This is a genomic window from Tenacibaculum mesophilum, assembly GCF_003867075.1.
Lineage (GTDB): Bacteria > Bacteroidota > Bacteroidia > Flavobacteriales > Flavobacteriaceae > Polaribacter > Polaribacter mesophilus.
Map to the genome: position 1 here is coordinate 248,356 of NZ_CP032544.1, position 13,339 is coordinate 261,694.

The following is a 13,339-nucleotide window of genomic DNA, read 5'->3' on the forward strand; positions in this document are numbered from 1 at the left end:
TATTAAATTCCTTTAAATAGGTTTTGAAATTGCTCTCCAACAACTGGTACAAGCTTTTTTTCTCCTTTTAAAACTGCTAAAAGGCTAATTAACCAAAGTACAAATAATAGTACTCCTACAGCCCAACCTATTGTATTTCCTAAATATTTATAAACAATCCACATATTCACCATATACAATATATTTAGCCCTAGCATTTGCCTAATGTAAAAACTAGCAAAAGCATTTTTTTTGTTCATGTTTAAAACGAAAGCTATGATAAGTCCTATAATTGTGAAGTGGCTAATAATTGCTTCAGTTTTTCCTTCGTTTACTGTTAGATTTTCCATGATTCTATGAGTTTAAAATTAGTTGACTATTATTGTAAATACCATAAACTTTTCCTTCTAGTTTTTTCCCTAGAAAGATACTGTTTTTTGAGGTAGAAACAATGTTTTGCTCTGAGAAAGTATATGCTCCATCAGGGGTAAAAACAGACAAACTAGCTTTTTCATCTTCTTTTATGGAAGCTAATTCAACATTAAAACGTTTTCTAGGATTGTTAGATAAACAGTTGATGATAGTTTCTAAATCTAATACAGTATTTAGCGCTCCAAAAGCACTTTCTAAACCAATAGTACCGTCTTTTGCAGTAGAAAACTCTACTTTTTTATGTTCAATGTCTATAGGATTATGGTCTGATGTAATTATATCAATAATTCCTTCTTTTAAACCTTGTATTAGAGCTTTTTTATCTTCTTCTGTACGTAGGGGAGGATTTACTTTTTTATTAGCTTCAAAGCCATGTAGTTCATCATCTGTCAAAACTAAATTATGTACAGCAACACTACACGTTACATCTAAGCCTTTTTCTTTTGCTTCTTTTATAAGTTGAACAGACTTAGCAGTTGAGATAGTAGGAATGTGTAATTTACCTCCTGTATATTCTAACAAAAATAAATCGCGAGAAATTTGAATTTCTTCTGCAAGTGCAGGAATTCCTTTCAATCCTAAAAGCGTACTATTTTTACCTTCGTTAGCAACACCTTCACCAGCAATTAAATTGTTTTTAGGAAAGCTTAGTACCAATCCGTCAAAATTTTGAGCATATAACAATGCTATCTTTAACAAATTATCATTGCTAACGGGTTTGTTATAATCACCAAAAGCAATAGCACCTGATTGTTGCATGTCGTACATTTCAGACATTTCAACACCTTTACTTTGCTGTGTTAAGGCTCCAATAGGATGAATGCTAGTTGCAGCTCCGTTTACTTTATTAATTAAAAACTCTATGGCTGATTTATTATCAACTATAGGGTGAGTGTTTGGATTGATAGCTACATGAGTAAATCCACTTTTAGCCGCTACTTGTACACCATGTTGCAAGGTTTCTCGCTCTTCATAACCCGGTTCTCCAAAAGAAACACTCGTATCAAACCAACCTGGAGATACATGAAGGTTATCAAGCTCTACAACTTGATAATTTTCTTCACTAGCAATGTTGTTGTCAATTTTGGTAATAATACCGTCGGTAATTAAAATATCTTTAGTTTGTTGGTGGTAAGGACTAGAAGCATCTATTATTGTTGCCGATTTAAGCAGCGTTGTCATGGTTTAAAGAATTTTAAAATCAAAATTTCTAAAAGCAAAGATACAATAGCTAAGCCCAAAAACCATTTCCAAAGCCATTGAATTTTGTTTTCATCATTAATATTTTCCAAGGTGTTTTTAACTGAAGTAGATATAGTCATATCATTAGCTTCAGAAAATGTTAAAAAATCTAAGGCACTTTCACTTTTGTTATAATTAAAAGCAACATTTCTAAGCACATTATTTCCTTGTTGTATTTGATAAAAGCCGGCAACTAAAGGTTGATCTTTGGTTGTGATACGCGTTTTGTTTTGAAAAGTTTGTTGCAAAGGAATAAAAGAACCTTTATTAGTAACAATATTTAAAACTTCATCTTTCCCTAGCTGTTTATCAATATCAATAGTATTTTGTTTGTCTATGGTATAATACAATTCAGAAAGTTGTAAACTCTGTTTTCCTATGTTATAAAAAACAGGAACAATTAAAGGAGAGTTTGTAAAATTACTATTGTCTTTATTTAGAGGAGCTGCTACCCAATACATAGAAGCATTTGGTAAATTAATCTGTTTAATAAACCCTTGTTTGTTTTCAAAAGAAACAATGTTACTAGCATTCTTAAATTCAGAATTAAAAGAAGTTTTTACAAACGGATATTGGAAGTTAGCTACCTTCTTTTCGAAAACATTTTTTAAAAGAGGATGATTATAATTAATCGAAGTAACCTTTAAACTATCATTCTTTTTAGAAAGTAATCTTCCTGTATTTAGCTTCCCGAAAAAGTTGTTATAAGAAGAAAGTACTGACTCTTTATTGGGAATTATAACAAGATTTCCACCTTTTTTAGTATAATTTTCTAAACTATTCAGAAGTGTTTCATGAATACTTTCCAACTCATTTAATACAATAAGATGTTGCTTATCTATCAAATTATAGTTGGCATTTTGTAGCGTAGAAGAAGTAAAGTTAAATTCTTCTTTGGTATAAATCCGTTGTAAGAAGTTATTTGATTCTCCAATTGCTAATACATTAATTTTTTCGTTAGCATTAATGGTAAAATAAAACGAATTATCAAACCCATAAGTGTCGTTAAAATTAATAGCAATTCTACCTAAAAACATTGGAGTTTTTACAACAGAAAAAGTAACTTCCGTAGTCTTGTTTTCCTCAATACTAAAGGTTTGTTTATTCAATAACTTGTCATTATTGTAAATGGCAATAGGAATGTCATTTTTAGCATTTCCTTGATTTCTAACAACAATATGTACGTTGAAATTAGAACCCCCATTATCATCTACAAAAACACTATCAATAGAAATGTTGCTTTTTTGTTCAGGTACTAACTTTACAAAAGAAGTATTTTCAGGAGCGTTGTCAATTTCCTCTTTTTTAATGTTTTGAAAATCAGAAATCACAATGTTTTTGGAAGAAGAAGTTATAGACTTATGCTCACTAGTCATTTTTAAAAAAACATCAGCAAGGTCTCTACTTTTAGCAGTATTAGTTGTTTTTAACAGCTCTTCTTTTAGTTCAGAAGCTGTTTTATTAGCATAAAAATGATCGTTTGTAAGTAAAGAATACTTAGTTTTTTCTGTTGAGTTTTCAATAATTTCTTGAGTAGCAATTTGCAGTAAATTACCTTTTTCTCCAACAGCGCTAGTACTTAAAGAATTATCAAGATACATAAAGAAATGTTGTTCTTCATTTGCTTTGTGGTTACTAAAATATGGCTGAGCAAAAGCAAAAATAAGGGCAGTGAGTAGCAGTAAACGAGTAGCTAAAATCAGCCATTTTTTTATACGAGAACTTTTACGTGTTTGTAACACTAACTTTTGTAAAAAAGCTACATTGGTAAACGGAACTTTTACAAATCGCTGTAGTTGGAACAAGTGTACCAAAATAGGAATGAGTAAAAAAGCTAAGAAATATAAAATCTCAGGATGTTTAAACTGCATAATTGTAATTTACTAACTGTAAAAATACCTAAATAGATGGTTTAAAAAAGAATGTAGTTAAAAATCTGTTAGAAGTGTGGTAAGTTTTCGACAAAGGATTAAATTTTCCTATTTTTGAACTATGACTACAAAAGAGAGTGAGTGTAACATTCCGGGAGAAATTAACTATAAAGAACACTGGAATGCAGCCTATGTAAAAAATCCAACTGAAAAACTAGGGTGGTTCGAAGAAAGTTCGAAAGAAACTATTAAATTATTAAAGGAATCTAACGTACCAAAAGACGCTAAAATCTTAAACGTTGGTGTTGGTTCGTCTATGTTAATTGATGAGCTAGTAGCCGATGGGTATTTAGGCTTAATAGCAAATGATTTATCTGAAAATGCACTAACCGATGTAAAAAATCGATTAGGAGAAAATGCATCAAAAGTTAACTTTATAGCCGATAATTTAGTGGCTCCAATCAAGTTACATGAGCTTGAAGAAGTTGATGTTTGGAACGATAGAGCGGTACTACATTTCTTTTTAAAAGAGGAAGAACAAAACGCTTATTTTAATCTACTAAAGAAGCTTGTAAAAGTAAACGGATTCGTAATTATTGCTGTTTTTGCTTTAGACGGAGCAGAAAAATGTTGTGGACTGCAATTACAACGTTACAATACGGAAATGCTACAAGAAAAATTAGGAAACGATTTTGTTTTAGTCAATAGTTTTAATCACACATTTGTAAATCCGTACGGAGGAGAACGTCCGTATGTTTACACATTATTTCAAAGAGCCAATAAGTAATGAACATAACCAATATCCCTTATAAAAACACAGGATTCTTTTCTAAAACAATGGAGGACTATTTAAAGGCTGATGAAAAGATTCAACCTTTTTATAACCGCTATCCGAGTTTACGAAACTTTGAAAAGCAACTAGAAGAAAAGAAAGAAAACCCTATTTCAAATACTCAAAGGAAAAGGTTAGTTGAAGTATTAAGAAAACAATACAAAGACATTGATTTATCTTTTGAAACACAAAAAAATATAGAAAGTTTACTAAAAGAGAATACGTTTACCATAACAACAGGGCATCAGCTGAATTTGTTTACGGGACCGTTATATTTTCTGTATAAAATTATATCAACCATAAACATGTGCGAGCATTTGTCAATGCAATTTCCTAATGAGAATTTTGTGCCTGTATATTGGATGGCAACAGAAGATCACGATTTTGAAGAAATTAACTTCTTTAACTTTAAAGGGAAAAAAGTACAGTGGAACTCTGACCAAAAAGGACCTGTAGGACGTTTTACAACCGAGGGGTTACAAGATGTATTTGAAGTATTTGCTGAACATTTAGGAGGTTCAAAAAATGCTATTCAAATAAAAGAACTTTTTGAAAAAGGATATTTACAGCACAAAACATTAGCAGGTGCAACCAGATATGTAGCCGATAAACTTTTTGGAAAATATGGTTTGGTAATTTTAGATGCTGACGAAAGAGAATTAAAAAGAGCGTTAATACCTTATGTAGAGTACGATTTGTTACACGAAACTTCTTATAATGAAGTATCGAAAACAATTACAGAACTAGAACAATCATATAAAATACAAGTAAATCCACGTGAGATAAACTTATTTTATATTACTGATAGGATTCGTGAACGTATTGTTCTTGAAAACGGAATTTACAAAGTAAATAATACAGATATTTCTTGGACAAAGGATGAAATCTTAGATCATTTACATAGTCAGCCAGAATGTTTTTCGCCAAACGTAATTATGCGTCCACTATACCAAGAGGTAATTTTACCGAACCTATGCTACATAGGTGGAGGAGGAGAGTTAGCGTATTGGTTAGAGCTAAAGGCATATTTTGATAAAGTAAATGTTCCGTTTCCTATTTTGTTATTAAGAAACTCAGCTCAAATACTTTCAGAAAAACAATTAGGTAAGTTAGAAAAACTAAACGTTTCAGAAGAAGAATTATTTTTAAAACAAGACGACTTACTAGCAAGAAAAGTGTTGGCTAACGGCGATACTAAGGTAGATTTTACCAAGCAAAAACAGTTTTTACAACAACAATTTGATGATTTACGTAAGCTAGCTAAAAAGACCGATGTTTCTTTTGTAGGAGCTGTAAATGCACAAGAAAGAAAGCAGGTTAAAGGGTTAGAAAACCTTGAAAAAAGATGGTTGCGAGCAGAAAAACGACGTCAAAAAGAAATGGTTGAAAGAATCGTAGCTTTGCAAAATGAATTATTACCTAATCAAAGTTTAGAAGAGCGACAACGTAATTTTTCAGAGTTCTATTTAGAGTATGGAGCAGATTTTATTACAATTCTAAAAGAAAATTTACACCCGTTACAACTAGAGTTTACCCTTATTACACTTTAATGAGCACAAAAAAAGGATTACATCCTAAAAATATACACAACCAAGGGTACGACTTCACGCTATTAGTAGAAAAGTATCCGAAACTTTCTGAATTTATCATTGAGAAATTTGAGAAAGACACTATTGATTTTTCTGATCCAAAAGCAGTAAAAGAGTTTAATAAGGCATTATTAGCAGCTCATTATAACATTAAACATTGGAATTTCTCTGATGAGAATTTATGTCCACCAATACCTGGAAGAGTAGATTATATTCATCATTTAGCTGATTTAGTTGCAGGTGAAGAAAACGTAACGGTGTTAGATATTGGTACAGGGGCAAGTTGTATTTATCCTTTGTTGGGAATTGTAGTATACGATTGGAATTTTGTAGCTACTGATATCGATTTAGATTCACTAGATTATGCTCAAGATATTATAGATGATAATGGTTTTACGGATAAGGTTGAGTTAAGACAACAGTTTAAAGAAGAATATATCTTAGAAGGAATTATAGAAGAGGGTGATGCATTTACGGTAACGATGTGTAATCCGCCATTTTATAAATCGGCTGAAGAGGCGAGAGGAGCTAACCGAAGAAAATCGAGAAACTTAGGGAACAATGCGGTACGTAACTTTGCAGGAAACTCTAATGAATTATGGTATATAGGTGGAGAGAAAGCTTTTTTACATACCTATTTATATGAGAGTTCTAAATTTCCAAAAGTAAGTAAATGGTTTACAAGTTTAGTGTCTAAAAAAGAAAACGTAGAAAGTTTACAAAACTCAGGTAAAAAATTAGGAGTTAAAGAATTCAAAGTAATTCCTATGCACCAAGGAAACAAGGTAACACGTATTGTGTGTTGGAGGTTTATATAGTGAGTAATTGTTTAATAAAATAGGAAACCGTTATTAGAAGTGATGAAAAAAGGAGGAATTAACGAAGTTGAGTCTCACGAGGAGAGTTCTTCTTACTTTTCAATAATCAACTTATCCCAAGTATCTTTCCATCCTTTGTTTGTAACCCTATTACGATACGTTATCAAATCAAAATTAGGAGTAGGTCGTACAACAAGGTTGAATACATCATTTAAACCATACGGAGCAATATATTCAATTTGATTATCAGAGTTTAACTGAATAGCAATCGAAGTAGCTGTTTCAGGCCAGTAAGAAATGGCTTCGAGACAATTTTTATAAGGTGAATGACCATTTCGAATGTGCATTCTAGCTTGATTTTTTACCGACCAGTTAACAGAAGAGTTAATAGCTTTGAGCTGTTCTTCAAGAGCTAATTCACGAGTCTTAGTAATGTCGCTTTTATCAAAGTAAATAACATCAACATCGTTTAAAGAAGTTCTTTTATTATTGTGTTTATAGTCCCAAATTTTGTTTCTAACAAAACCGGCACCAACCCAACAATCAGGAAGATGTAGGTTACGAACGATTTCAAGAATACGTAGCATCCAAGCGTCATTTTCAATAATGTTTATGAATTCAGGGGTAAAATCTGTTTTCATAAAAATTATTGGTATTGAGGAATATCTCTTAAAAACACATAGGTTTCATTCTCTTTATCAAGCATACAAAAAAAGTGTTGCAGTCCGTTGGTTACGATGAGGTAATCAGCATCGAGTTTTAAGTTATAACGTGCAATTTGATCAAATGTATCTTGGGTAATTTTTATATGTGGTGCTTTACATTCCACAATAATATTCGGATGACCGTCAGAAGCAAAAACCACAATATCGGTACGTTTTTTAAGGTTGTTGATAACTAATTGTTTTTCAATAGCAATCAATGAAACAGGGTAGTTCCTCTCTTGAATCAACCATTGCACAAAATGCTGGCGTACCCATTCCTCGGGAGTTAAGACCATGTATTTTTTTCTCAAATTATCAAAAATAAGCGTCTTATTTTCGTTACTTTTGAGCTTGAATGTATAGCTAGGAAGGTTGAGCTTTTGCATAGATCAAAAGTAAGAAAATTATAAGTTATTTCTTCGTTGTTTACTGTGACGAAACATTATTGTCATCTCGAACTGAAGCAACGCGGAATGTGAGAGATCTTAAACACGTGAGTTACTCCGTTGAATCAGATTTCTCAGTCGTAACCTCTTTCGAAATGACATTATAGTAATTGTCATTGCGAGTGAAAGCGAAGTAATCTGTTAGTCGAAAAAAGATAGCCACGTCGTTATCTCTTCTCGCTATGACGTTTCAGTTACCGTCATTGCGAACGATAGTGAAGCAATCTTTTTCTCGAAGAAAAGAAGCCACTCCTCGCTATAACATTTTAAATAACAACACCAAAAGAAGGCAGAAGAAAGACACATGAACGAAATTAAATCTATCATATCAGATATAAAAGGAGGTAACATCAAACCCATTTATTTTTTAATGGGCGAAGAACCGTATTACATCGATAAAATTTCAGATTACATTGAAGATAATGTGTTAGATGAATCTGAAAAAGGATTCAATCAAGTAGTTATGTACGGTCGTGATGTGTCGATAGAGGAAATTGTGTCGTCGGCAAAGCGATTTCCGATGATGGCAGAAAAGCAGGTGATTATTATTAAAGAAGCGCAGGATTTAAGCCGTACGATTGATAAAATAGAGTCGTATGCTGCCAATCCGCAACCGAGTACCGTATTGGTGTTTAACTACAAATACAAAAAGCTCGATAAACGTAAAAAGGCGTATAAAGCCATAGCAAAAAGCGGACTCATTTATGAGAGTAAAAAACTGTATGAAAATCAAGTAGCCGATTGGATTCGTCAAGTGTTAGGTGGAAAAAAGTTTAACATTGAACCGAAAGCTTCGCAAATGTTGGTAGAGTTTTTAGGAACAGACCTAAGCAAGATTAGCAACGAATTAGATAAACTAACCTCAGTATTGCCTGCGGAAACCATTATTACCGATAAGCATATTGAAGAAAATATTGGGATTTCTAAGGACTTTAACAATTTTGAGTTGCGTAAAGCAGTAGGGCAGCGAGATGTGGTGAAAGCAAACAGAATCATCAATTATTTTGCACAGAACCCAAAAAACAATCCGTTGGTAATGACCATTTCTTTACTAAATAGCTTTTTTACACAGTTATTAATGTACCACGGATTAAAAGACAAATCGAAAGCTTCGGTTGCTAAAAACTTAGGAGTAAATCCTTATTTTGTGGATGACTATGTAAACGCTGCTCGTAACTACCCGATGCGAAAAGTATCACAAATTATTGCCTTATTACGTGATGCCGATGTAAAAAGTAAAGGAGTAGGAGCCAACCAAACCCATGCTGATATTTTAAAAGAATTACTGTTTAAGATTTTGCATTAACCATTAACGTTTTTTCTTATTACTATAATAGTTTGTTTATTTAGAAGAAAACCTTGCGTGAGTAGAGTATAGTTATAAACCCTTATTGTATATAAAGTGGTCAAGTTAGACTTTTATATAAGATTAAGACTAACTACTTTTTAGCACGTTCCACTAATTCTAATTGTTCTATTTTAGCTTCTGTAGTAAATAACCCGTAATTAATAAAAGCTTTTTTCTTTTCTATTTTGTCAATAGTTCCTACAGCATTCCCGTCAATTAAACGAACTCTGTCATTTACTTTAAAAACATAGGCAGCTCTTTCTTTTGCAATTTTTTCGGCTTCTTTTTTCTTTTCTTCTCGAACTTTTACAACTTTTTGAAGTACTTCTTTTTCTACTTTTTTAATAGCTTCTTGTTGTTTTTGTGTAGCAACTTTTTCTTCTTTCTTTTCTGTTTTGGTTTTCTTCTTAGGTGGATTTTTCTTTATGTACTTGGTCTTTTCTGCCATTGCCCATTTAAAAAAACTAGCAGAAAGTTCTTTTTTATTATTTGTTTGGAAGTATTTATTAAGCATTTCATTAATATTCCTTCCTAAAGATAACATACGTTGGTTGTTGTCATATAATTCTTGAAAACCTTCTAGTTTTTCACGTATTTTAAGTTCTTTCTCTTGTAGGTTTTCAATATGCTCTTGTCCTTTAGATTTTTGTTTGTTTAAACTTTCAGAAGTTTTTTGTAAACGATTTCGTTCCTTTTGAAGTTTTGAGATTGTTTTATCTAAACGAACTTTTTCGGTTTCTACACGTTTTTTAGCACGGTTGATTAAGCTGTACGGAATTCCGTTTTTCTGTGCTACTTCAAACGTAAAAGAACTCCCTGCTTGTCCTATATACAATTTGTATAAAGGCTCTAAAGTACGCTCATCAAACTGCATATTGGCATTGGTAACATTATCTAATTCATCTGCTAATACTTTTAGGTTAGCATAATGTGTGGTAATAATTCCGAAGGCTTTCTTTTCATAAAACTCTTCTAAGAAAATTTCAGCCAAAGCACCTCCTAATTCAGGATCAGAACCTGTACCAAATTCATCAATTAAAAACAAGGTATTGTCATTACATTTTCTTAAAAAGTAACGCATGTTTTTTAATCGATAACTATAAGTACTCAATTGATTTTCGATAGATTGGTTGTCACCAATATCAGTCAAGATAGTATTGAAAAGTGTAGTTTCACTACGTTCATGTACAGGAATTAATAACCCGCTTTGGAGCATGACTTGTAACAAGCCAATTGTTTTTAACGTAATACTTTTACCACCAGCATTCGGACCTGAAATAACAATAATTTGTTGTTCTTCACCTAACTGAATAGTTTGCGGAATCGTTTCAATATTCTTAGCCTTGTTTTTTTGCCATAAAATAGGGTGAAACGCATTTTTTAAAAATACTTTTTTCTCTTTGGTAATTTTTGGTAGTAACCCGTTGATGCTTTTAGCATATTTTGCTTTGGCACCCACCATATCTAAATGTGTTAAAAAAGTAATATATTCAGTTAGTAATGGAGTAAAAGGTCTTATTTCAGTAGCTAAAGCTCGTAATATGCGAACGACTTCTTGTTTTTCTTCGTACAATAAGTTCTGTAACTCTCTACTGTAAGAAAGTGTTGCTTGTGGAGCTATATATACAATGTTTCCAGATTTTGATGATCCTAATAAACTTCCTTTAACCTTACGTCTGTGCATCGCTAAAACTGCTAAGACACGCTGATTATCAATTACCGTTTCTTTAATATCATCTAAATATCCACTCGACATGTTTTTACTTAACGCACGAGAAAAACTTTCAGAAATTTTACCTCGTACAGAGCCAATTTCTTTTCGTATCTGTTTTAAGGGTGCGGATGCATTGTCAGCAACCTCACCGTATGGAGTAATTATTTTCTTTATACTATCTACAATTATTGTTGTAAACTCAACTTCATCACTTAAGGAAAATAATGTAGGGTAGTAGGTTTGAAACTTTTTTAAAAATTTCTTTTGCTCATTCACAGTTTCTGAAACAGCTGAAACTTTTAAGAAAGCGTCTGTTTCTAAAAAGCTGTTTTCTATAGCAAGTCGCTTAATTTCTTCAGAAATATCTTCAAAATAATGATTCGGAATTCGGTTTTCATTTTCAAAAGAAGACAGATATTCATTCACCATATTCAACTCAAAAAATAACTTTTTTTTGTTTGAAATAGGTTGAATTAGCATTGTTCTCTCTTTTCCTAAATTAGAGATGCAATGTGTTGCAACTTGTTCTAAAACTGTTGTAAATTCTAAATCGTGAAGTGTTTTTTCTGTAATGTTTTTAGTCAAAATAGTATATTTGAAACCACGACAAAAATAACAAACAATGCAAGTAAAAATTAATGATAGCTGGAAAAATATTTTACAATCTGAATTTGAAAAACCGTATTTTGAAAATCTTACCAGTTTTGTTAAAAATGAATACTCAAAACATAGATGTTATCCAAAAGGGTCAGATATTTTCGCAGCGTTTGATTTTTGTTCGTTAGATGATTTAAAAGTAGTGATTTTGGGGCAAGATCCATACCACGGGGTAGGGCAGGCTAACGGATTGTGTTTTTCGGTACATGACGGTGTTACACATCCTCCATCGTTGATTAATATTTTTAAAGAAATAGAAAAAGATGTAAACATTCCATACCCTAAAAGTGGCGATTTGTCTCGTTGGGCAAAACAGGGAGTGTTGTTGTTAAATGCTACTTTAACGGTTAGATCGGGAGAAGCGGGAAGCCATCAAAAACAAGGTTGGGAACAATTTACTGATGCTGTAATTGAGAAAATATCTGAAGAAAAAAAAGATGTCGTGTTTTTACTTTGGGGTGGTTTTGCTAAGAAAAAAGCAAAGCTTATTGATAAAAAGAAGCATCATATTTTAACCTCAGGTCATCCATCACCGTTAAGTGCCAATCGTGGGTATTGGTTTGGCAACAAACATTTTTCTAAAACCAACGATTTTTTACAAAGCATTGGTTCACCAACTATTCAATGGTAATTTCTGGTAAAATGGTTTTGTTGTAATAGGGTAAAATAATTGCATCTAACATATCTTCGGTAACATCAGGGTAGTGGACTTCAACAATTTTATTTGAGTTAATCCACTTTTCAATTTTTGGTAATTGTTTTTTGCTTAGTTTTTTTACGACTGTAACTCCCATTTCTTTTAACGTAACAGCGTTGCATTGTTGTTCGTACTGATTTTTCATTGGAATAACTAATAGTTTTTTACGTAAGTATAAAGCCTCTGTAGGTGTTGCAAAACCTGCACCACAAATTATTCCTTTAGCAGAAGCCATGCTACGAATAAAAGCATCGTCGTTTATTGGTAGGATGGTAATATTATGAAAGAATTGATGTTCTTTTGTTTTTTTAGAAAACACCTGCCATTTTATGTCTTTTATGCTTGAAAGTACTTTGATTATTTTTTCATCACTATAAGAAGGTAAATACACTGTGTAATGTCCTTTGTTTGTAATATTTCTATAGCGAATTTCCTTACGGATAATAGGTAAGAAGGTTGAAGAGGAGTGAGTTTTAAAGTGAAATCCGAATTTATTTTTTGCAGGTGCATAGTATTTAATAATTAAACGTTCTAGCCTAAACCTTTTAAAAGCAGAGTTTTTTTCGTTTAACAAAGCATTTTGATTGCTCAAAGAAATAATGGAGACATTTCTAAATAAACATGCCCAGGCTGAGATAGGTTCAAAATCGTTAATAACTAAATCATATTCTTTTACGGGTAACGTTTTAATTTCTTTGTAAACTTTCTTTAGGTTTAAGTCTTTTAAGGTGTTAATTAGATCAATTCCACCTTTTTTACCAAAAATAAAACCTAAGCCATGTAATTTATATTTTATGTTGAAAGGAAGCTCTATTTCATATTGTGAGCCACTAACCAATATGTCAACATCACCACGTCTTTGTAAATGTGGGATTATCTCTAAGGCTCTACTTGCATGTCCGTTTCCTGTTCCTTGAAAAGCGTATAATATTTTCATCTTTTTAAATTTTTATAATTGATTGTTTTTAGAAAATTACCTATTTAGTAGGTACTGACCATTTCCTAATTTA

At 32.0% G+C, this 13,339-nt stretch carries 12 protein-coding genes; 5 read left to right on the forward strand and 7 right to left on the reverse strand.

Annotated elements, in window-relative coordinates; translation table 11 throughout:
• Window positions 1-2 precede the first annotated feature (2 nt).
• Genes D6200_RS01250 through D6200_RS01260 form a run of 3 tightly spaced genes read right to left on the reverse strand, consistent with a single transcriptional unit; the run spans window position 3 to window position 3,524 of the window.
• Window positions 3-329 carry a hypothetical protein gene (locus tag D6200_RS01250; RefSeq protein WP_073181181.1) on the reverse strand — a complete coding sequence of 109 codons (327 nt, stop codon included), beginning with the start codon at window positions 327-329 and terminating at the stop codon, window positions 3-5.
• A gap of 4 nt (window positions 330-333) precedes the next feature.
• Window positions 334-1,593: a dihydroorotase gene (locus tag D6200_RS01255; protein ID WP_073181180.1), complete on the reverse strand. Its 1,260-nt coding sequence runs from the start codon at window positions 1,591-1,593 to the stop codon at window positions 334-336.
• The gene (locus D6200_RS01260) at window positions 1,590-3,524 is read right to left on the reverse strand and encodes a BatA domain-containing protein (protein WP_073181179.1); all 1,935 of its coding nucleotides are present in this window, start codon (window positions 3,522-3,524) and stop codon (window positions 1,590-1,592) included. The genes D6200_RS01255 and D6200_RS01260 overlap by 4 nt, the downstream gene beginning before the upstream one ends.
• 121 nt (window positions 3,525-3,645) lie before the next feature.
• Here D6200_RS01260 and D6200_RS01265 point away from each other — a divergent pair, with 121 nt between their 5' ends.
• From D6200_RS01265 to rlmF, 3 genes are read left to right on the forward strand one after another with little or no spacing between them, the layout of a single operon-like run.
• Window positions 3,646-4,311, forward strand: coding sequence for a methyltransferase domain-containing protein (locus D6200_RS01265; RefSeq protein ID WP_073181177.1), 666 nt, complete (start codon window positions 3,646-3,648; stop codon window positions 4,309-4,311).
• The gene (gene bshC, locus D6200_RS01270) at window positions 4,311-5,906 is read left to right on the forward strand and encodes a bacillithiol biosynthesis cysteine-adding enzyme BshC (protein WP_073181176.1); all 1,596 of its coding nucleotides are present in this window, start codon (window positions 4,311-4,313) and stop codon (window positions 5,904-5,906) included. Before D6200_RS01265 ends, bshC begins: the two co-directional genes overlap by 1 nt.
• Entirely contained in the window at window positions 5,906-6,763 is an 858-nt protein-coding gene (rlmF, locus tag D6200_RS01275; protein ID WP_047789208.1) for a 23S rRNA (adenine(1618)-N(6))-methyltransferase RlmF, read from the forward strand. The genes bshC and rlmF overlap by 1 nt, the downstream gene beginning before the upstream one ends.
• A 92-nt stretch (window positions 6,764-6,855) precedes the next feature.
• Here rlmF and D6200_RS01280 read toward each other — a convergent pair whose 3' ends face one another.
• Together D6200_RS01280 and D6200_RS01285 are read right to left on the reverse strand one after the other, a co-directional pair.
• Window positions 6,856-7,404: a nucleotidyltransferase family protein gene (locus tag D6200_RS01280; protein WP_073181173.1), complete on the reverse strand. Its 549-nt coding sequence runs from the start codon at window positions 7,402-7,404 to the stop codon at window positions 6,856-6,858.
• Window positions 7,405-7,409: 5 nt separating this feature from the next.
• Window positions 7,410-7,853, reverse strand: a complete 444-nt coding sequence (locus D6200_RS01285; protein WP_073181171.1) for a type I restriction enzyme HsdR N-terminal domain-containing protein — start codon at window positions 7,851-7,853, stop codon at window positions 7,410-7,412.
• 364 nt (window positions 7,854-8,217) lie between these two features.
• Between D6200_RS01285 and holA the strand changes: the two genes are divergently transcribed.
• Complete coding sequence (gene holA / locus D6200_RS01290; RefSeq protein ID WP_073181169.1) at window positions 8,218-9,219, forward strand: DNA polymerase III subunit delta; 1,002 nt, start codon at window positions 8,218-8,220, stop codon at window positions 9,217-9,219.
• A gap of 133 nt (window positions 9,220-9,352) precedes the next feature.
• On the opposite strand, the gene D6200_RS01295 is transcribed toward holA, so the two are convergent.
• Window positions 9,353-11,560, reverse strand: a complete 2,208-nt coding sequence (locus tag D6200_RS01295; protein ID WP_073181168.1) for an endonuclease MutS2 — start codon at window positions 11,558-11,560, stop codon at window positions 9,353-9,355.
• 37 nt (window positions 11,561-11,597) lie between these two features.
• On the opposite strand from D6200_RS01295, the gene D6200_RS01300 reads away from it, so the two are divergent.
• Window positions 11,598-12,263, forward strand: coding sequence for a uracil-DNA glycosylase (locus tag D6200_RS01300; protein WP_073181166.1), 666 nt, complete (start codon window positions 11,598-11,600; stop codon window positions 12,261-12,263).
• Here D6200_RS01300 and D6200_RS01305 read toward each other — a convergent pair.
• On the reverse strand, window positions 12,250-13,266 hold the full coding sequence (locus tag D6200_RS01305) for a glycosyltransferase family protein (RefSeq protein ID WP_073181164.1): 1,017 nt from the start codon (window positions 13,264-13,266) through the stop codon (window positions 12,250-12,252). The two genes, D6200_RS01300 and D6200_RS01305, sit on opposite strands and share 14 nt — an antisense overlap.
• Between the last annotated feature and the right edge of the window lie 73 nt (window positions 13,267-13,339).

Excerpts from the sequence above, each read along its gene's own strand:
- D6200_RS01250 (WP_073181181.1), bottom strand. The coding sequence starts at position 329 with ATGGAAAATCTAACAGTAAACGAAGGAAAAACTGAAGCAATTATTAGC.
- D6200_RS01255 (WP_073181180.1), bottom strand. The coding sequence starts at position 1,593 with ATGACAACGCTGCTTAAATCGGCAACAATAATAGATGCTTCTAGTCCT.
- D6200_RS01260 (WP_073181179.1), bottom strand. The coding sequence starts at position 3,524 with ATGCAGTTTAAACATCCTGAGATTTTATATTTCTTAGCTTTTTTACTC.
- D6200_RS01265 (WP_073181177.1), top strand. The coding sequence starts at position 3,646 with ATGACTACAAAAGAGAGTGAGTGTAACATTCCGGGAGAAATTAACTAT.
- bshC (WP_073181176.1), top strand. The coding sequence starts at position 4,311 with ATGAACATAACCAATATCCCTTATAAAAACACAGGATTCTTTTCTAAA.
- rlmF (WP_047789208.1), top strand. The coding sequence starts at position 5,906 with ATGAGCACAAAAAAAGGATTACATCCTAAAAATATACACAACCAAGGG.
- D6200_RS01280 (WP_073181173.1), bottom strand. The coding sequence starts at position 7,404 with ATGAAAACAGATTTTACCCCTGAATTCATAAACATTATTGAAAATGAC.
- D6200_RS01285 (WP_073181171.1), bottom strand. The coding sequence starts at position 7,853 with ATGCAAAAGCTCAACCTTCCTAGCTATACATTCAAGCTCAAAAGTAAC.
- holA (WP_073181169.1), top strand. The coding sequence starts at position 8,218 with ATGAACGAAATTAAATCTATCATATCAGATATAAAAGGAGGTAACATC.
- D6200_RS01300 (WP_073181166.1), top strand. The coding sequence starts at position 11,598 with ATGCAAGTAAAAATTAATGATAGCTGGAAAAATATTTTACAATCTGAA.
- D6200_RS01305 (WP_073181164.1), bottom strand. The coding sequence starts at position 13,266 with ATGAAAATATTATACGCTTTTCAAGGAACAGGAAACGGACATGCAAGT.